The organism is Streptomyces sp. NPDC039423, from assembly GCF_055598725.1.
In genome coordinates this window covers 1-18,446 of the sequence record NZ_JBVKAH010000020.1, presented here as the reverse complement: position 1 = coordinate 18,446, position 18,446 = coordinate 1, and the positions used below count along the sequence as shown (strand labels likewise).

Sequence of the window (18,446 nt, the reverse complement as noted above, 5' to 3'; positions counted from 1 at the left end):
CGGACGGGCCCGGCGAGCCTTGGCACATCCTGCACCATAGGTGGCTCGATCGGAGTGGCGCGGGCGGGCGCCGGACGGCGGGGCGGCCGGGTGGTGAACCGTCCCCCCATGAGGTCGTTCACGCGGCTGGACGGTTTCCGGGGAAGGCCCGTACGGAAGGCCTCTCCCCGTAGGGACCCTGTCCGAAGAAAGCGCTCGTGCCGTCGCTGCGCCCGTTCTCGTCCGTGCCGGACCGGCCGGCGGTCACCGGCGGAGAACGGAGTCACCGTGCCCCAGCGCCCCCCGCACGACCGCCGCGACGCCGACGGACGGCGGACCGGAACGCGCCCGGTGACCGCGCCCGGACGCCGTCGGGCGCGCCGCCGCGCCGGGGCCCTGGTCGCCGGTACGGCGGCGTCCGCCGCCCTGGTGACCGGGACCCTCCTGACGTGCGGTGGGGACACCGGCCCGACCGCCTCCGCCCCGGCCCCCGCCCCCACGCACCCCGCCACCTCCACGCACCCCCCCGCCCCCACGCACCCCGCCACCCCCACGCACTCCTCCGCCCCTGCCACCCTCACGCGCTCCTCCGCACCCACCACGCCCACGCGCCCCTCCGCGCCCGCCGCACCCGTCGCGCCCGAGCCGGCCGTCGCGCCGGCGGTCCCGTGGAACACGCCCCGGGCGGTGGGCGCCGAAGCGGGAGGCGCGGAGGCGCGCGGTGCGGCCGCCGAGTACGCCCGGCGGGTCGTCGCCCTGACCAACGCGGCTCGTGCCAAGGCCGGTTGCGCGCCCCTGCGGGTCGACCCACGGCTGCGGGCCGCCGCGCAGGGCCACGCCGACGACATGGCCGCGCGCGGCTACTACGGGCACGCCGGCCCCGGGGGGCACGACGCGGGCGACCGTATGGAGGCCGCGGGCTACGGCTGGCGCGCCTGGGGCGAGAACATCCACCGCGGACCCAGGAGCCCGGCCCGCGCGGTACGGGACTGGATGGCCAGCGAGGGCCACCGCAAGAACGTCATGAACTGCCGCTTCACGGACATCGGTGTGGGCGTCAGCCTCCGGTCGAACGGCCCCTGGTGGGTGCAGGACTTCGGTGCCGCCGGCTGACCGGCGGACGGGGTTCCGTCCGTCTCACCGCCGCTGGATCCGGGCCGCTCGCACACCGATGTCGGGCAGCAGGGCGTACAGCGCCGCTCCCGGGCAGCGGGTGGGGTAGCCGTCCATGTGCCCGCCCACCACCGGCAGGAGCGCCTTGGTGCCCTTCGGGTAGCGCGCCTCGTCGTGCGTGGACACCAGCGTGACCCGACCGCGCGGATCGGGTCCCCGGGGCCCGAGCTTCCAGGCGATCAGCCGCGCGATCGCGTCCAGCATCGGCTCGGGGACCTTCTCCCCGCGCGTGAACGTCCCGATGGCCGCGATACCGACGGTTCCCTCGTTGAAGCCCTTGGTGTGCGCCCCGATCACCGGCCGGTCGACCCCGCCCGCCCGTCCCTCGTAGATGGTGCCGCACGCGTCGACGAGGAAGTTGTAGCCGATGTCGTCCCAGTCCCTGCCGTACGCGTGGCCCGCGTACACGTCGCGCAGCGTGCGGGGCACGGTCGCGCAGTCGTAGCCGTTCGGGGTGCTGGTGTGGTGGATGACGGCCGCTTTCACGGACGGCGCGTACCGCGCGCCGGGCGCGGTGTCCACGCTCTCGGCGTGCCAGGCCCGGCGCGGCACGATCGCGGGCCGCGGCCCCTGGTGCAGGGCGGGGTGTGCCCGTTTGCGCTCGGGCGCCGAGGAGGCACTGCCCAGCGGCGAACCGGCGGGGTTGAGCCACAGGGACGTCGCGGCGAGGAGCAGAAGGACCGCCAGCGCGGCCGAGCTACGGCTCCGACGCCTCCGCAGCAGCTCCATGCTCCACCCTCCGCTCGTCGGCACGCGGCTCGCGGTGTGCCGCATCCCCACCGGTGGCCGGGCCCACGGCTATCGTCCCCGGCGGCGGCCCGCCCCGCCCGCCGGACTGCTCCGAGTGGCTGGACCCCGGGGCGGAACGGGGCACGGCGCGGGCGCGGGGCGAACGGCACACGGGCGAGGATGCGGGGCGAACGGCGCACGGGCCCGGGGCGATTGTCAGTGGTGCCTCCTACCGTTCAGGCAGTGGGACTCGCGGAACAGGCCGTGGGCTCCGTCCTGGGGAGGGGTGTGCCATGTCGACGACGTCGACGACGTATCTGGAGCTGTCACAGGACGGCGGCGGTGCGCACAAGTTCTACGAGGTCACGGTGCAGGGTTCGGTCGTGTCCGTGCGCTACGGGCGGATAGGCGCCGCCGGGCAGACGCAGACGTCGACGTTCCCGACGCCGCAGAAGGCACAGGCCGCCGCCGCGAAGAAGGTGGGCGAGAAGGTGCGCAAGGGGTACGCCCCGGCGGTGCCCGGCGGGCGTGCTCCCCGGGCCGTCACCCGGCGTCAGGTGGCCTCCGCGCCGTCCACCGCGCGGGCGGTCGCCCCGGTGCTGTGGCGCTTCCGTACGGGTTCGTCGGCGTTCGGGATCCACGTCGACGACGAGCGCTGCTGGGTGGGGAACCAGTCGGGCGACGTCTACACGCTGGCCCACGGCGGTGAGGTCCTGGCCCGCTACAGCCTGCCCGACGGCGTCAAGTGCCTGGTCGCCGACGACTTCTGGATCTACGCGGGCTGCGACGACGGCCGGGTGTACGACCTGTCGTCGAAGCTGCCGTTCGCCGCGTACGACATCTCCGCCGACGTCGACATCTTCTGGCTGGACATCCACGAGGGCGTGCTGAACGTCGCGGACCGGGGCGGCCGGCTCACCGTGATCGACCACGAGGACGAGCACCAGTGGGCCCGCGGCGGCCGGGGCGAGCACGCCTGGATGGTGCGCGCCGACGACCGGGCCGTCTACCACGGCCACCACCGGGGTGTGACGGCGTACGCACCGGACGGGGGCGGCGAGTTGTGGCACACGCCCACCAAGGGCGCCGTGCTGTTCGGCTGGCAGGAGGCCGACGCGGTGTACGCGGGCACGGGGCACCGCGCCGTCCAGCGGCTGTCCAAGGCGGACGGCGCGCTGGAGGTGACGTACGACTGCGACAGCGCGGTGTACTCGTGCGCCACCTCGCCCGGCGGCCGGTTCGTGTTCGCCGGGGACGCCGCCTCGTCCGTGTACTGCTTCGACCGGGACGGTACGCGCCTGTGGAAGCTGGGCACGGGCGGCGGGTCGGCCCTGTCGATGCAGTACCACGAGGAGCGGCTCTACCTCGTCACCACGGACGGTTCCCTGGTGTGCGTGGACGCGAGCGAGGCGGCGATCGCGGCCGCCCAGCAGGGCACGGTGCCGGTCGCCCGGGACGTGAAGCTCGCCGCCGCGCTGCCCACGTACGCGCCCGCCACCGCCGTCGCCTCGGTGACGACGGTGACCGCCGCCCCGTCCGGCGCGGTGGTCGTGGAATGCGTCCAGGAGGGCGGCCGGACGCGGGTGCACGTGGTGTCGGACGGCTACGAGCGGTCGTGGAACGTCCAGTTCCCGCGGGCGATACGCGAACCGGGCGCGCGGTACGTCGTGGACGCGCTGCACCCCGCGTCGGGTGGCTTCTACCGGGTCCGCGGTGACATCAGGAGGCTGCTGTGACGGACGACGGGTTCGAGGCCGCGACCGGGGACGGTCCCGCCCCGCCGGCGACGGACGGCGCGGCGGAGCGCCGGGCCGCGGAGGTGAGGGTCGCGTTCGAGGGCCTGCTCCAGATCCGGCGCCTGACCAACACGGGGGGCGGCGACCCCGGAGCGGTGCCCGCCGCGTGGGAACGCAACCGGCCGGTGCGGGCGGTCGCCCTCGCCCTGGAGGCGGCGGGGATCGCCCCCTCGGCGGTCGGCGCGGAGGGGCGGCGGGTCGCGACGGGGTACCGCGTGGCACCGGGGGAGGGGCCGGGGACGGTCCGCGTGGAATGGCTGGGCCCACCGGGCGCCGGCGCCGCACAGGAGGAGGAGGGCGCCCTCGCCGGGTGCGCCCGGGTCCTGGCCGGCCTCGGCTGGGAGGCCCTGCTGTACCGCGGCCCGCGCAAACGCCGTTTCCTGGAGGCCGAGCCGGCACCCGGCCCCGCCCCGAAACGCTGACGGGCCCCCTCACGGCCCCCTCACGGGCGGCCGGCGCGGGCCGCGGGACTGGGCCGCTCACCCGCTCGGCGCAGTCCGACGGTCCGCGCCCCGCCCGTCCGGGCGACAGTGGAACCGTACGCACACGGAACCCTCACGCCCGGGAGATCCCCCCATGAGCACCCTCAACCGACGCGACCTCGGCCTGCTCGTCCTCCGCGTCGGCACCGGGGCGGTACTCGCCGCGCACGGGGCGCAGAAGCTGTTCGGCTGGTTCGGGGGCGGAGGCATCGAGGGGACCTCCAAGGCGATGGAGGCCATGGGTTTCCGGCCCGGCCGGCAGAGCGCGGTGGCCGCGGGGGTCGGGGAGGCGGGCGGCGGAGTGCTGCTGATGCTGGGGCTGGCCACCCCGGCCGCCGGTGCCGCCGCGGCGGGCGCGATGGCCGGTGCCGTCGCCGTGCACGCCCCGGCCGGGTTCTTCAACCAGTCCGGCGGCTTCGAGTACCCGGCCTTCCTCGGGTTCACGGCCGCCGCCATCGGTGTCACCGGCGCGGGACGGTACTCCCTCGACCACGCGACCGGTCATCACGTCGACCAGCCCTGGACCTTGGCCGCCGCGTTCGTCGGCAGCGCCCTGGCCGCCGCGGCCGTGGTCGGCAAGCGGGCGAAGGACCGGCTGACCGAAGCCGCCGCCGGCGGGACCGGCGGCGGCGACGGTGGTGAAGGGGCGGTCTGAACGGTGCGGGTGCGGTCCGGTCCGTCTCCCCGGTCACCCGGCGGGCGGGACGGACCGGACCGGCCCGCCGAACGGTGGGAGGTGACGGGTCAGTAGTAGTGACGCCGTCCGCCGATCGCGTGCCCCATGGCGCCCAGGATCCACAGGACCGCTCCGATGACGAGCAGGATGATTCCGATGGTCCACAGGATGCTGATGCCCGCGACAAAACCGATGACGAGCAGGACAAGGCCCAAGATGATCATGACGCCTCCGATCGGGAGAGTCCCACTACTCATGACCTCCCCCGTCACGTCTGGGTCAAACCGCCTAAATCGCACCAGAGTCGCCAAGGGGCTGCTACGTTTCGTGGTCAATTGACCGTTCTGCGTCACCCGGGGAGCGTGCGTGAAGGTCGTCTGCGTCGGTGGCGGGCCCGCCGGGCTGTACTTCTCGATCCTGATGAAACTGCGGGACGCGTCCCACGACATCACCGTCCACGAACGCGATCCGGCCGGCTCCACCTATGGCTGGGGCGTCACCTACTGGTCCGGGCTGCTCGACACGCTGCACCGCCACGACCCGGTCACCGCACGGGCGGTCGCCGCCCACTCGGTCCGCTGGAGCGACGGAGTGGCGTACGTCCGCGACCGTTCGACGGTGCACCACGGGGACGAGGGGTTCGGCATCAGCCGGCACACCCTGCTCGACGTCCTCGCGGAGCGGGCCCGCTCCCTGGGCGTACGCGTCCACTTCCGGCACCCGCTCACCGGCGAGGACCTCGACGGCATCGGCGCGCGGGCCGACCTGGTCGTCGCCTGCGACGGCGCCAACAGCGCCCTCCGCACCCGCCACGCGGACCACTTCGGCACCCACGTCGCCACCGGCCGCAACACATACGTCTGGCTCGGCACCACCAAGGTCTTCGACGCCTTCACGTTCGCCTTCGTCGAGACCCCCCACGGCTGGATCTGGTGCTACGGCTACCGGTACGGCGAGGAGCACAGCACCTTCGTCGTCGAGTGCGCGCCCGCGACCTGGGCGGGCCTCGGCCTCGATCGCGCGAGCCACGCCGAAGGCCTCGCCCTGCTCCAGCGCCTGTTCGCCGGCCCGCTGGACGGCCACCCCCTGATCGGCCGGGCACACGACGACGGCAGCGCTCGCTGGCTGAACTTCCGTACGGTCACCAACCGGACCTGGTACCGGGACAACCTCGTGCTGCTCGGCGACGCGGCCCACACCACCCACTACTCCATCGGCGCCGGCACGACCCTCGCCCTGGAGGACGCCATCGCGCTGACCGACGCCCTGCACGACGTCCCCCGCCTCCAGACCGCCCTCGCCCGCTACGAACGCGAACGCCGTACCGCCCTCGTCCCCACCCAGAGCGCCGCCCGCTACAGCGCCCGGTGGTACGAGAACCTGCCGCGCTACATTGATCTGGCGCCACCGGAGATGTTCGCCCTGCTCGGCCAACGGCACTCACCCCTGCTGCCGTACGTCCCGCCGCAGCTCTACTACCGCATCGACCGCGCGGCCGGCCGGCTCGAATCGCTGCGCCGGCTCAAGCGCTGGCTGGGACCGCGGATCGCCCGCACCGTCGCGGGCGCCGGCCGTCTGCCGGGCCGGCCGGACCGGGCGGGCCGGCCGGAAGGCGCGCGTCCGGGGCTCGGGGAATGAAACCCGGTTTCCGTGGCGGCGGGGCACACCGCAGACTTCTCGTGTGAACGAGGCGAGAAGCGACGACGAGGAGCACGGGCGGGGCCGCACGCGCGACGACGGGTTCGCGTGCGAGGACGCCCCGCCCCACCGGGGCCGCGTCCTGCTGACGGCGGTCCTGGTCCCGGCCGTGGGAGCGGCCGGAGGCGCGGTGGGGGCGCTGTTCCGGGGCTCGACGACGGTCGAGGGCCCCCTGCTCGTCGTGATGATGGCCGTGGCCTTCCTCGCGACCTTCGCCCTCTTCTCGCTGAGCAGCATCTGGCTCATCAACAAGGCGTCCCTCCTGGTCTCCCGCATGTGGTCGCATCGTGACCGCCGTGACCGGGGCGGGCGTTGAGCAGCCCCGGGAACTCCGGAACCCCCCGTTCCGGAACCGCCCGGCTCCGGGAGCGTCCGGTTCCGGAACCGCCGCCCGCCGTACGCCGTGATAGCAGCGTAGGAGTTCCGTACAGACAGAGGTTCCGTACAGAGGGGGGTGCGCCGTGGCTGCTCGCGGTGCCGTACGCGTCGACGGTGACAGTGTGGTGCTGGGCGGAGGGGCACGCGTCCGGTTCATCCGGACGCTGCGCCTCCCGGAATCCGGGACGCACGCCCTGCCGCCGGGCCTCGGCGCGTTCCCGGTGCGCCGGGTCGAGGACTTCGCGGGTGCCGTGCCGCCCCGGATGCGCGAGCGCGGCGGGGTGATGCTCCCCGTGTACCTGCGGGAGGCCATGTGGCTCAGCTTCGCCGGTACGCCGGAACCGGCCGCCCTCCAGGTGGGCGTGGGCAAGGTGTGCGCCGTGTCCGGCGAGAGGTGGACCGGCCGGCTGTCGTGCCGGCCGCAGAACTACGTGGTCCTGCCGCGGCAGCCCTGGCTTGACGGCATCAACTCCGGGAAGGGAACGGTCCGGCAGTTCGTCGCGGTACCGCTCGGGCTCGGCGCCACCGTCGAGGGGCAGGTCACCGGGGAGGAGAGCTGGGGCGGCGTCCAGCTCCAGTCCTTCCCGCTGTCCCCGGAGGCCCTGGACGCCTGGCGCGAGGAGCAGCGGCTCCGCGCCGAGCGCGAGGCGCGCGCCCGTGCCTCGGCGCCCCCGCCCCCGCCCGTGACCGGCTACGGTCCCGTGCCGCCGCCGCCCGGCGCCGGATACGGCTCCGTCCCGCCGCCCGCGGCCATGGCGGCCCCCATGGCCGCCGCACCGATGGCCGCCGCCCCTCCGGCGGCGCCCGGTGGCCCGCCCCCGCGTGCGGCGGCCGCCATGGGCCTGGGCGTGGGCGGCTCCATGCGCCAGGAGGTGTACCAGGACGACAGGCCCCTGTCCGACTGGGCGGAGGACCCGGCCGGGCGGGTCTTCGTCCATCTGGTGACCCCGCCGGAATGGCGCCGCATCACCGGGGAGGAGCCCCCGCCGTCCCCCGTGGACCGCGCCGCCTACACCCGCGCCGGGCTGCCCTGGTTCGACTACTACGACGACGACGCCACGGACTTGGCGCCGACGGACGCCCTCGGCGGCGTCAAGCCGGTCGGCGACTGGCTCGGCGACGACCACCAACCGTGGCAGCCGCCCGCCCCCCACCAGGTCCAGCCGCTCGGGGACGCCCCCGGGAAGCCGGTGTCCGACGGCCAGTGGTGACGGGCCCTCGCACACGGCCCCGCACACCAGCCGCACACGGGGAGCCCGCACACAGGCCCCCGCACACGGGGAGCCCGCACACAGGGCCCCCGCACACGGGTACGCGCGTGCCGTGACCGCCACCGGTCACGGCACGCGCCCCCACGGCCCGGCACCCGGACGGGCGCGGCGCGCACCCTCAGCCGCGCTGCCAGAGCGCCGGGACGTTCGGAGGTTCCCACCCGGCCTGCGCCTGGTGGCCCTGGAGGCAGCGGTAGGCCGCACCGCCGTAGGTGACCTGGTCACCCGCCTGGTAGACGGTGCCGGCGGCCCACGTACCGCCCGGCTCGCCGGGGTCCTCCGGGTCCTCCGGGTCTTCGGGACCCGTGGAGGTCTTCAGCCTCAGCCCGTACGCCTGCAACAGCGGGTTGATCGGCTGGTGGTACGTCGTGCCGCCGGCGCGGCAGTCGCCCGAGCCCCCCGACGTCACGCCCTGGGCCTGGCTGCCGGAGATGTACGAGCCGCCCGAGTCGCCCGGCTCGGCGCACACGGAGGTGCGGGTCACCCCGGTGATCGTGCCCTCCGGGTAGGTGACGCTGCTGTTGTGCTGCTGGATGGTGCCGCAGTGCCAGCCCGTCGTCGAACCCGAGCGGCAGATCGAGGCGCCGACCGGCTGCTGCACCGATCCGGCCACCTGGACGTTCGCGCCGCCGGCGCCCTTGACGTACGGGGTGGCCGTCCAGTTCGTGTTGGTCGCCACCCAGGCGGTGTCCCGGCCGGGGAACGTCGAGGCCTGGAAGGAGCCCTGCGCCACCTGGTTGTACCCGCTGGTGGTGGTCCCGGCCCGGCCGCAGTGCCCCGCCGTCGCGAAGCCCTGCTGGGTGCCCCGGGTGACGGGGAAGCCCACCGAGCAACGGCCGGATCCGCCCATGTAGTAGGCGTCGCCGCCCCGGATGTCGTAGAGGGGGCGCGGCTGTTCGTCCGTCGGGACGACCCGTATCCGGGACCGGTCGGTCCGGCTCACCCGGGCGACCAGCGCCGCGGCCGCCCCCGTGTCCACGGCGCGGACCACCACGGAGTTGCTGCGCACGTCGACGTACCACACGGGTACGCCGGTGGACGCGGCGCTCCTCGCCGCGCGGTCCAGGGCCGCCTTGGTGGCGTCGAGCTGGGCCAGGCTGTACGTCACGACGTCGGCCTCGGCGCCCTTCGCCCGGATGGCCGCCGCGTCGGCGGCCCGGGTGGTGGCGACGGTCAGCACCGATGACGCGGGCCCCTCGACCCAGGCGCCCGCGAAGGACGCGGCCAGCCGCTGCCGGAGGCCCGCCGCGACGGCGCCCGCCTCCGCCTCGTTGACCAGCCGCCGCCGCGCCTGGTCGGCGGTGAGGCCGAGGTCCCGCCGCATGGCGTCCACCACTTCCCGCCGTACGGCGGACACGGCGAGCGTGTCCGCGGCCGAACGGGCCCCCGGCGCGGCCGCCGTCACGGGCGCGCCCGGGACGCCCGTACCGTACGAGGGCGCCGCCGCGGCGCCTTGGAGCGCGGTCAGTACCAGCGCGCCGACGGTGGCGGCGCCCACGCACGCGGCTCTGGCGTGTCGGTGGAACATGGGGGATCTCCTCGGTGTCGGCGGTGGGGGAGTGGCGGTGTGCCGAAACCGTACGGACGGCGGTGCGCCGGCGGGGAGATGTCAGCCGGCCCCCCGCACGGTGTTATGGGACCCGCCCACCGGCGCTCCGGCGCCCGAGGACCCGCCCCCGCCCACCGGCCCACCGCCGTCCGCCGCCCCACCCGCTTCCCCGGGCCACCCGGCCCCGCCGCCGTCCGGCGACGCCCCGGACACCCCGGCCCCGGGCACCGCGACCGCGGACACCCTGACCCCGTGCCCCCCGGCCCGCGACGCCAGCCAGCGTGTGTAGCTCCCGCTGCGGGCCACCGCCTCCCGGTGCGCCGCCCGCAACTGGGCGACCACCCGGGGCGCGTCCAGCGAGGCGGGCGCGTCCGGGTGCCGGCCGAGCAGGTGCCGCCACACCAGCGGCGCGCCCGCCAGCGGACGGGTCACCATGCCCGGGGTGTCGGGAAAGGTGGCGCGGCAGAGCCCCACGGCGCGGCCCACCTGGACCAGATGGACACAGGACGCGGTGTCCGTCTCGTACACGGACGCCGGGGTGAAGCCGGCCCGGACGCACGCGGCGGTGAAGCAGTCCGCGAAGCACCCGTCACCCGGGACGTCCGTCCACGCCTCCGCCGCCAGGTCGGCGAGCGCGACCTCCGGTGCCGACGCGAGCGGATGGGCGGCGGCCAGCATCACGAACACCGGGTCGCGGGCCACCTCCGTCCACACCAGCCGCTCCGGCTCCGGCGGGGCGCTGTCCCCGCACGTACCGATCAGCGCGTAGTCCAGTCCGCCCCCGGCCGCCTGCGCGGCGATCCCGCGCTCCGACCACGAGGTGTGGGTGACCACCTCCACATCCGGGTCGGCGGACGCGAGCCGGTCCACGAGACCGCCCAGCAGCGGACCGTGCGTCCCGCCGATGCGCACCCGGCGCCGCCCGCCGGCCGGCGACCCGGACCGGGCGAACCGCACGGCCTCCTCCTGGAGCTCGTGCACGGCCGGCAGGACGACCCGGGCCCGGTCCAGCACCAGCGCGCCGAGCGCGGTGGCCCGCACCCCCTGGCGGCCGCGCTCGAAGAGGAGACCGCCCAGCGAGCGCTCGATCCTCTTCAACTGGGCGCTCAGCGCCGGCTGCGCGAGGCCGAGGGCGGTGGCGGCCTTGGTGAGGCTGCCGGCGTCGGCGATGGCCCTGATCGTCCTGAGGTGCCGCAACTCCAGTTCCATGCAGGCAGCTTGACCCCCGCCCGAACCGCCCGGCAAGACAAAGGTCCGGACCAATACCGGTGCGCTCAGTCCTCCCGGAAGACGATGCGGCGCGGAGCCGTACCACCCGGGGAGGCCGCGGCGACCGCGGTGCGGCCGGCCGGCACCGCCCGCTCACGGCCCCACGCCCGGATCTCCTCGATCTGCTCGGGGTTCACCCGGCTCAGCGGCACCGTGTTCGCGAAGGTGTCCAGGATCAGCGAGGGCCGCAGGTTCTCGGCGCCGCCGCACAGATGGGCCTCCGCGCCCACGTCGTGCAGCGCGGAGGCGATGTCGGACCCCGCGAAGCCCTCGGACAGGTCGACGAGCCGGTCGAGCTGCTCCGCGTCGGGACGCACCCGCAGATAGCGGTGGAAGTACAGCTCGATGATCTCCTTGCGGTCCTGGGCGTCGGGCAGGTCGACGAAGAACAGCTCGTCGAAGCGGCCCTTGCGCAGCAACTCGGGCGGCAGGCTGCGGATGTCGTTCGCGGTGGCGACCACGAAGGCCCGGGACTGCGACTCCTGGAGCCAGAAGAGGAACTGCCCGATGATGCGCTGCGGCACGCCCGAACCGTCGTCCCGCCCCGCGAGCCCCTTCTCGATCTCGTCGATCCACAGGATGCAGGGGGCGACCCGGCCCGCCATCGCCAGCGCCTCGCGGAAGCGGCCCTCCGACTCGCCCAGGTACTTGCCGTGGATGCTGCCCATGTCCAGCCGGTACAACGGCAGTTGCCACTCGTGCGCGATGGCCTTCGCGGACAGGGACTTGCCGCAGCCCGGGACGCCCACCAGCAGCACCCCGCGCGGCGGGCGCAGTGCCGTGTCGCGCAGATCGGCGTGCATGAGCTGGTGCTTGCGCTTGAGCCACTCGCGGAGGCTTCCTCGGGCAGCGCCTGCCGCAGCACCCGGGCCGCGGCCCGGCGGCGGCCCGCAGCTCCGCCTCGCCGGCCCCCTCGGCCCGCTTGCGGCGCACCTCGGTGAGGAGCGCGGCCAGCCGGTCGCGGAGCGGGCCGTCGACGCGGCCGGCGACCCGGTCCCAGTGGGCCGCCGCGGCCGCCAGCACGGCGTACGGATTCAAGGGTTCCCCCGTCGTGGCCGACCTCGTCGGTGAGCAGTCGTTCGATCAGGTCCGCCCGGGCGTGGGCGCGCACCACGAAGTGCACCTCCCAGCGCGCGCCCCCGCCGGGGGTCGCGGCGCGGGCCAGCTCGGCCTCCACCGCCGGCCACAGCGCGCCGAAGCTCTCCAGCGGGGTGAGCCCGCCGCGCCCCGCGCCCAGCAGCGGCAGGCACACCGAACGCAGCGGCGGGTCGAACCGGGCGGACTCCTCGGCCAGCAGCGCGAACGCCCGGGCCACCCTCCGCGTGACGTCGGTGGGCTGGACGTCGTAGTCGTTGGTGCCGGGCCGGGGCTGTGCCACGGCCACGTGGTAGATGCGGCGGAGCCCCTGGGCGGCCAGGGCACCGGCCGAGGTGGGGGCGACCGTGCCCGGCAGGACCGCCCGGCCCGGCGTGCCGTGCCGGGCGGTCCACCCCCGTAACTCGTCGTGGACGCGGTCCGCGACGAGTCCCCCCGTCGGGTCGAGGTCCGCCCCGGCCCGCCGCAGCGTGGCCGACACGGACGACTTGTAGGCGGCGGGCAGCGCGAAGTGGGTGTTGGTCGGGGACACGACGACGTCGATGTCACGGAGGAGGTCCACCGAGTGCACGTGGATCCGGACGGGCGTCCGCCCCGGCTCGCCCAGGGCACCCGGGACTGGCCGGCCGCCGACCGTCGCCGCAGGGCGGCCCAGGTGTACGGCGTCAGCATCGAGAGGTTCCGCAAGCACCACGAGCTGATGGTGCTGGGGCAGATCGCGGAGCAGCTCGTCGGGATCGCCGCCGTGGGCGGCGGGACGCCGGGGGTTGGCGGAAGCGGGCGGCGCGCCGGGGACGGTCTCCGGCCCGGGGACGGGGACGGCACGCCGCTGGCGGCCGCCGCCGTGCACCGTACGCACCGCACCGTGCGCGCCCGTGCGCCTGATGGCTTGACGCAAGGCCCTGTTGACCAGGGTCATCGGACTGGTTACCGCCGGGTTATTCGTGTAGCCCCGCTGGTTAGCTTCCTTCAGGTGCCCCGGCCGTTCGTCAACTCGGGGACCATCGCTTTGCGCCACCGGCGTGGAACCCGTCGGCGATCCGGGCGAGTTCGGGAACGTCGAGCTCACGCAGCATGACCACACCCGCTCGCCTCACCTTCCTCACCTCCGCGAGGACCGACCCGTGTTCAGGCAGGTGAGGAGGGTGGGAAGGCATGGCGGAAAGGATCCCACCGACGCCACCCGCCTCACAAGCCGGTTCCGGCTGCTTCCATTGCACCGGATCGCCCGGTCGCGCCCCGGCCGCTTTCCGGGCGGATCCCGGTCGGCGGCGGCCGAGCCGGCGGGGGGCCGGGCGCCGCCCGAGCGGCGGCCCCCGGCCGGGGCGGACGCCGCCGCGTGCGGGGCGGGCGGGTCTGTGTGACGCTGACGGCGGGCGGGCCGTCCGGCCCGTCCCCGGTCGGCCACCCTTCCCGGTGGCGAGGGCACGGAGGCGGCCATGAACCAGCTCGGAGACAAGCCCGAAGAGGTCCGCAAGCGGCTGACGGAGGAGAAGCGGCGGGCCGGGCGGCGCGACGGCGCCACCACGGACCGGGCGGAGGAACCGGAACCGGCACCGCCCAAGGGGCCCGTGCCCGGCGACGCGTTGCGCGAAAGGCACCCCGATGCCGAGGAGCGTCAGTGAGGACCCGAGAGGCTTGGTAACGTAGCGCCACACGGCGGTTACACGGGGGTGGGTCAGGTGGGTGTGCTCACGAGTGACGAGCACCATCCCGGAACGCTTCCCGTGCAGCACATGGGCCCCGGTCACCACGCGTTCCTGTGCTACGACGACGATGCCCCCGGCTGGGACGTCCTGGCCGCGTTCGTCTGGTCCGGACTGGCCCGCGGCGAGAAGGTCATCGTCTTCGGACCGCCGCGTCTGACCGAGGCGGAACTCCGGTCGCGGCTGCGCGAGGCCCCAGGGCCCCTGGTCGCGTCCGGATACGAGAGGGCGCAACTGGAGCTGAACAGCATGCGGGAACTGATCCTGCCGGCACGGCGGTTCACCGCCGACCGGCAGTGGCAGCGCATCGTCGAGGAGTCCGGGGCCGCCCGCGCGGAAGGGTACGCCGGACTGCGCACGTACATCGACATGGGCTGGGTCGCCGACCTGGGCGCCGACCTCGACATGATGATGGACCGTGAGCGCCGGGCCGGACACCTGTTCACCGACGGCTTCTACAGCGAGATCTGCGCGTACGACCGGCGGCGCTTCCCCGAGCCGGTCCTGGAGGCCATGTGCCGGGCCCATCCCCAGAACCTGCTGCCCCGGCTGGGGCACTTGCGGTGCCTGTACGACCAGGGCACGCTCCACGTCATCGGCGAGGCGGACCGGGACACGCACGACCGGTTGACCCGGGCGCTCACCGGCCTGCTCCACGCCCCCGCGCCCCCGTCCGGCCCCCGCACGGTGGACCTGCTCCGCACCGGCTTCCTCGGTGCCGGGTGCGCGACGGCACTCGTCCGCCTCCTCGACCGGGCGCCGGCCCACCGGACGGTACGGATCCGCTGTTCCGCCCACCACGCCCGCCTGCTGCGCCGTCTCGGCGCGGACCCGGCCGTCCTCGACGTGACGACGGGGTAGCGCCATGACGGTGGAATCGCCCGGGGGCCAGCCCGGGATCGGTGAGGAACTGCTGCTGCGCCGCCGGTTCGGCGGTGCGGACATCCCGCGGCTGCGCGTCCGCGTGGAGGGCTGCGCGGCCCTGTCCGGGCTGCCGGAACCCCGGCGCGGTGACTTCGTGGTGGCCATGGACGCCGTGGCCGGCAACGTCGTCCAGCACGCGGGCGGGCACGGGGTGCTGGTGCTGGCGAGGACGGCGCAGGAGCTGGAGTGCCGCGTCTCGGACCGGGGCCCGGGCTTCAGCGAGGACGTCATCCCCGACCTGGCGCCCGGGCTCAACGGCGCCTGTCACGGCCGGGGGCTGTGGCTCACCCGCCTCATCACCGACCGCCTCACCGTCACCCGCGACCCGGTCGGCAGCACCGTGACGTTCGCGATGCGGCTGGACTGACCCCGTAGTGCCCCGCCCCGGGGAGGGCGGGGCGTCAGTCCGTCCCGGCGTTCGCGCGGGCGGCGGCGCGCCGGCGCAGCCACAGCGGCAGCCCGTACCAGCACAGGCCGAACCAGAGCATGACGCCGCCGACCAGCGCCTCCGCGAGCAGCCCCGGCACCACGACATGCAGGATGAGCAGGAGCGTGCATCCGATGGTCAGCGCCAGCAGCACCATGCCGCACACCATCAGCCGGCTCGCGGCCCGCACCACGTCGTCCTTCATCCGCTGCCCGGACAGGAAGCGGTGGATCGACACGGGCGCTATCAGCGAGCCCGTCGCCGAGGCGCCGAGGACCACCGTCAGGACGTAGACCACCCGGTCGAAGGTGCCCAGGTCCCGGAACAGCGGGGTGAAGGCCACGCTCAGCAGGAACCCGAAGAGGATCTGCACGCCCGTCTGGGCGACCCGGGTCTCCTGGAGTATCTCGTTCCAGCGGCGGTTGACCCGCTCGCGCGCCGACTCCGGCGGCTCCGCGCCCGGCTCCGTGGCCGGTCCCGCGCACGTCTCCGTGCCGGGGTCCGCGCCCTGTCGCCTCCCGGTGGCGGCCCCGCAGGAGTCGCACGGGGCGTCGGGGCCCTCCGGTCTCGACCGGGCCGGCTGCTCCGTCATGGTCATGGCACCCTCCGTGTCTCGGAAGGCCCGGTTGCCCCGTTCGTGGCCGTTCATGCCGACCGGAACGGCGGGCGGTCGGCGGGCGGTCGGTGAATGCGGCCCGGGGGCCGTCCCGGGGTCGGGCCGGTCAGACCGACGGCTCGTCGAGGACCGACAGCAGGTCGCGGTCGTCCACCGCCGGCAGCGAGAGGGTGCGGTACCCCATGGTGTCGAACAGCACCGTCAGACGGTCGCCCTCCTGGCTCAGCACCGTCCCGTCGCCCCACTCCCGGTGCCGCACCCGCGCTCCCGGCCCGCCCCCGGCACCGCCCCCGTCCCCGGCTTCGTCCGTGGCTCCGCTCCCGGCTCCGGCTCCGGGGGCCGGGCCCGCCGGGTCGGTGGCCCGCGCGGCGACGGCGTCCCCCTCCGGGCCGGCCGCGGCCGCCTCGCACACGTCGCAGGAACCGCACGGGGAGTCGTAGGCCTCCCCGAAGTAGCCCAGCAGGAACCGGCGGCGGCACCCGGTGGTCTCCGCGTAGGCGCGCACCATCTCCACCCGGGTGCGCTCCAGCCGCCGCCGGGCGCGGGCCGCCTCGCCCGCCCGCTCGACCGCCTCGTCCTGCGGGACGTCCGGGTCGGGCCGTATGGCACCCTCCTGGTCCGTGTGCGCCGCCCCCGCCTCCTCCAGCAGGTTCACCGCGGCGGTGAGGCGGTTGCGGGACAGTCCCGTCTCCTCGCGCAGCTCGTCCAGCGGCCGGGGCCCGTCCCGTTCGCCGAGGTGCTCGGCGACCTTGCCCAGGGTGCGGTCGCCGGGGGTGCGGGCGGCGAAGAAGTTCCGCATGCCGGTGTCCTCCGGCCGGTAGTGCAGCACCGCCAGGGCGGGTTTCCCGTCCCGGCCCGCACGGCCGATCTCCTGGTAGTAGGCGTCGAGGGACCCGGGCAGGGAGGCGTGCAGCACGAACCGCACGTCCTCCTTGTCGATGCCCATCCCGAACGCCGACGTGGCCACGACCACGTCGAGCGTGCCGTCGAGGAACGCGTCGTGCACCCGCGACCGCTCCGCGGCGCGCAGCCCGGCGTGGTACGCGGCCGCCGCCAGGCCCAGGTCCGCCAGCTCGGCGGCGTACCGCTCACTGTCCTTGCGGGTGGCGGCGTAGACGATTCCCGGCTTCGGCTCACCGGCCGCGCGTTCCACCACGGCACGGCGCCGGTCGTCGTCCTCCTGGAAGCGGCGTACGTCCAACGCGATGTTCGGCCGGTCGAAGCCGGCGACGACCACCGCGGGCTCCGCCATCCCCAGCCGGTCGACGATCTCCTGCCGTACCGGCGGTGCGGCCGTGGCGGTCAGCGCCAGCAATGGCGGCCGCCCCACCCGCCGGGCGGCCTGCGCGAGGCGCAGGTAGTCGGGGCGGAAATCGTGCCCCCAGGAGGACACGCACTGCGCCTCGTCGACGACGAACAGCGCCGGCTCCGCACGCTCCAGCCGTTCCACCACGTCGTCCCTGGCGAGCTGCTCGGGGGAGAGGAACAGGTACTCCGCGTCCCCCGTGGTCACCGCCTCCCACGCCGCGTCCGTCTCGCCCTCCGCCTGCGCCGAATTGACCGCGACCGCCCGCGGCGCGCGGTGCTCCAGCAGGCCGGCGATCTGGTCGCGCTGGAGGGCCAGCAGCGGGGACACGACCACGGTCGGGCCGTCCAGCAGCAGGGTGGGCACCTGGTACACCGCGGACTTGCCGGCCCCGGTCGGCATCACCACCAGGGTGTCCCGGCCGGCCATGACCGCCTCCATCGCCGCCGTCTGGCCCGGCCGCAGCTCCGGCCAGCCGAACGTGTCCGCCGCCGCCCGCCGCAACCGTCCGGCGGCACCACCCCCGGCCGCCCGCCGGCCCGCGCCGCCGCCGTCCGCTCCTGGTCGTTCTCCGCTCATGCGCCCCGGGTACCCCGGTCCGCCCGGGCGTACTGACCGGGTGGAGGGGGAAGTCCTGTGGTCGTGTTCCGGAAGTGGTTGATCGCCAGTCGTCCTCTGGGAGTGACGGGCGGTCAAGGCGGCCCCGCGAGCGGGACCGTCAGGCGACCGGCCGGGGAGCCGGTATCGGGCCGGAGGTGCCGGGGAGCGGCGGGCCCGGTGTGCCCGGGAGGTGCAGGGGAGCGGCGGGCCCGGTGTGCCCGGGAGGTGCAGGGGAGCGGCGGATAATAAGGCATCGGCACAGATGAATTCGTTGATGTGTACCGGCCCACATTTTTTCCTCACATGTCCCGCACGCACGCGGACCGACGCGATCCGGCCGGGCGGCCGAGCGGCCGAGTCGTGTGCGACCTGGGAAAAGGCCGTTCCGTGCATGCGGCGTGCGGTCGTACTGCCTGGTCGAAGAGCAAATGGAATACTGTATTCCGCGTTACCCGTGAGTTCCGTACTCGCCAGTACAAGCCACCTTTCAGTCAAAGAATGGCGCCAAGTTGCACGTGAATCGGCCGTACCGCGGGTGTTCGGACAGGAGCTGTTAATTCCACTTTGACTCCCCCTGAGTGATCTCCAAGACTGCGGCCCGACCACCTGGCACGCGTCGGGAACCGCGTGCGGGACCTAGCAGGGGGACCGAGACCAGAATGAAGAACAGCAACGCGAACTCCGCCCGGGTGCGGAGAGCTGTTACGCGCGGGTTTGTGACTGTGACCGCGGTCGCTTCCGTCACGGCTGTGGCCGCGCCGCAGGCTGCCAT

At 74.9% G+C, this 18,446-nt stretch carries 16 protein-coding genes and 2 pseudogenes; 11 read left to right on the top strand and 7 right to left on the bottom strand.

Going from position 1 to position 18,446, the window contains the following annotated elements; all coding sequences use genetic code 11:
• The first annotated feature begins 267 nt into the window (after positions 1-267).
• Positions 268-1,092: a CAP domain-containing protein gene (locus ACZ7LK_RS32195; RefSeq protein ID WP_471144635.1), complete on the top strand. Its 825-nt coding sequence runs from the start codon at positions 268-270 to the stop codon at positions 1,090-1,092.
• 24 nt (positions 1,093-1,116) lie between these two features.
• On the opposite strand, the gene ACZ7LK_RS32190 is transcribed toward ACZ7LK_RS32195, so the two are convergent.
• Positions 1,117-1,881, bottom strand: a complete 765-nt coding sequence (locus ACZ7LK_RS32190; protein ID WP_392277511.1) for a peptidoglycan recognition protein family protein — start codon at positions 1,879-1,881, stop codon at positions 1,117-1,119.
• Positions 1,882-2,174: 293 nt separating this feature from the next.
• Between ACZ7LK_RS32190 and ACZ7LK_RS32185 the strand changes: the two genes are divergently transcribed.
• The 3 genes from ACZ7LK_RS32185 to ACZ7LK_RS32175 all read left to right on the top strand — a co-directional run bounded on the left by ACZ7LK_RS32185 (position 2,175) and on the right by ACZ7LK_RS32175 (position 4,814).
• A complete protein-coding gene (locus tag ACZ7LK_RS32185; RefSeq protein WP_392277512.1) occupies positions 2,175-3,617 on the top strand; it encodes a WGR domain-containing protein in 1,443 nt (480 codons plus the stop codon).
• Entirely contained in the window at positions 3,614-4,099 is a 486-nt protein-coding gene (locus ACZ7LK_RS32180; RefSeq protein ID WP_471144634.1) for a hypothetical protein, read from the top strand. Before ACZ7LK_RS32185 ends, ACZ7LK_RS32180 begins: the two co-directional genes overlap by 4 nt.
• A gap of 154 nt (positions 4,100-4,253) precedes the next feature.
• Positions 4,254-4,814: a DoxX family protein gene (locus tag ACZ7LK_RS32175; RefSeq protein WP_392277514.1), complete on the top strand. Its 561-nt coding sequence runs from the start codon at positions 4,254-4,256 to the stop codon at positions 4,812-4,814.
• Between the two features lie 89 nt (positions 4,815-4,903).
• Here the strand turns inward: ACZ7LK_RS32175 and ACZ7LK_RS32170 are convergent, their stop codons facing one another.
• The gene (locus ACZ7LK_RS32170) at positions 4,904-5,059 is read right to left on the bottom strand and encodes a DUF6131 family protein (protein ID WP_392277515.1); all 156 of its coding nucleotides are present in this window, start codon (positions 5,057-5,059) and stop codon (positions 4,904-4,906) included.
• A 142-nt stretch (positions 5,060-5,201) separates the two neighbouring features.
• Here ACZ7LK_RS32170 and ACZ7LK_RS32165 point away from each other — a divergent pair, with 142 nt between their 5' ends.
• From ACZ7LK_RS32165 to ACZ7LK_RS32155, 3 genes are all read left to right on the top strand, one after another.
• Positions 5,202-6,473, top strand: coding sequence for an FAD-dependent monooxygenase (locus tag ACZ7LK_RS32165; RefSeq protein WP_469463967.1), 1,272 nt, complete (start codon positions 5,202-5,204; stop codon positions 6,471-6,473).
• A gap of 43 nt (positions 6,474-6,516) precedes the next feature.
• Positions 6,517-6,849: a hypothetical protein gene (locus ACZ7LK_RS32160; protein ID WP_469463926.1), complete on the top strand. Its 333-nt coding sequence runs from the start codon at positions 6,517-6,519 to the stop codon at positions 6,847-6,849.
• Between the two features lie 145 nt (positions 6,850-6,994).
• Complete coding sequence (locus tag ACZ7LK_RS32155) at positions 6,995-8,122, top strand: hypothetical protein (protein ID WP_392277517.1); 1,128 nt, start codon at positions 6,995-6,997, stop codon at positions 8,120-8,122.
• A gap of 178 nt (positions 8,123-8,300) precedes the next feature.
• Here ACZ7LK_RS32155 and ACZ7LK_RS32150 read toward each other — a convergent pair whose 3' ends face one another.
• The 3 genes and pseudogenes from ACZ7LK_RS32150 to ACZ7LK_RS32140 all read right to left on the bottom strand — a co-directional run.
• The gene (locus tag ACZ7LK_RS32150) at positions 8,301-9,710 is read right to left on the bottom strand and encodes a carbohydrate-binding protein (protein WP_471144633.1); all 1,410 of its coding nucleotides are present in this window, start codon (positions 9,708-9,710) and stop codon (positions 8,301-8,303) included.
• Positions 9,711-9,998: 288 nt separating this feature from the next.
• Positions 9,999-10,940 (bottom strand): annotated as a pseudogene (locus ACZ7LK_RS32145) (LysR family transcriptional regulator); the annotation flags it as partial.
• A 65-nt stretch (positions 10,941-11,005) separates the two neighbouring features.
• Positions 11,006-11,839, bottom strand: a pseudogene (locus tag ACZ7LK_RS32140) (AAA family ATPase); the annotation flags it as partial.
• A gap of 228 nt (positions 11,840-12,067) precedes the next feature.
• On the opposite strand from ACZ7LK_RS32140, the gene ACZ7LK_RS32135 reads away from it, so the two are divergent.
• From ACZ7LK_RS32135 to ACZ7LK_RS32120, 4 genes are all read left to right on the top strand, one after another.
• A complete protein-coding gene (locus ACZ7LK_RS32135; protein ID WP_471144632.1) occupies positions 12,068-12,349 on the top strand; it encodes a hypothetical protein in 282 nt (93 codons plus the stop codon).
• 1,185 nt (positions 12,350-13,534) lie between these two features.
• Entirely contained in the window at positions 13,535-13,720 is a 186-nt protein-coding gene (locus ACZ7LK_RS32130) for a hypothetical protein (protein WP_392277520.1), read from the top strand.
• 111 nt (positions 13,721-13,831) lie between these two features.
• Entirely contained in the window at positions 13,832-14,662 is an 831-nt protein-coding gene (locus ACZ7LK_RS32125) for an MEDS domain-containing protein (RefSeq protein WP_471144631.1), read from the top strand.
• 4 nt (positions 14,663-14,666) lie between these two features.
• On the top strand, positions 14,667-15,092 hold the full coding sequence (locus ACZ7LK_RS32120) for an ATP-binding protein (RefSeq protein WP_392277522.1): 426 nt from the start codon (positions 14,667-14,669) through the stop codon (positions 15,090-15,092).
• Between the two features lie 34 nt (positions 15,093-15,126).
• Here the strand turns inward: ACZ7LK_RS32120 and ACZ7LK_RS32115 are convergent, their stop codons facing one another.
• Together ACZ7LK_RS32115 and ACZ7LK_RS32110 are read right to left on the bottom strand one after the other, a co-directional pair.
• Positions 15,127-15,750, bottom strand: a complete 624-nt coding sequence (locus ACZ7LK_RS32115) for a DUF6328 family protein (protein WP_471144630.1) — start codon at positions 15,748-15,750, stop codon at positions 15,127-15,129.
• 124 nt (positions 15,751-15,874) lie between these two features.
• Positions 15,875-17,653, bottom strand: coding sequence for a RecQ family ATP-dependent DNA helicase (locus ACZ7LK_RS32110; RefSeq protein WP_471144629.1), 1,779 nt, complete (start codon positions 17,651-17,653; stop codon positions 15,875-15,877).
• Between the last annotated feature and the right edge of the window lie 793 nt (positions 17,654-18,446).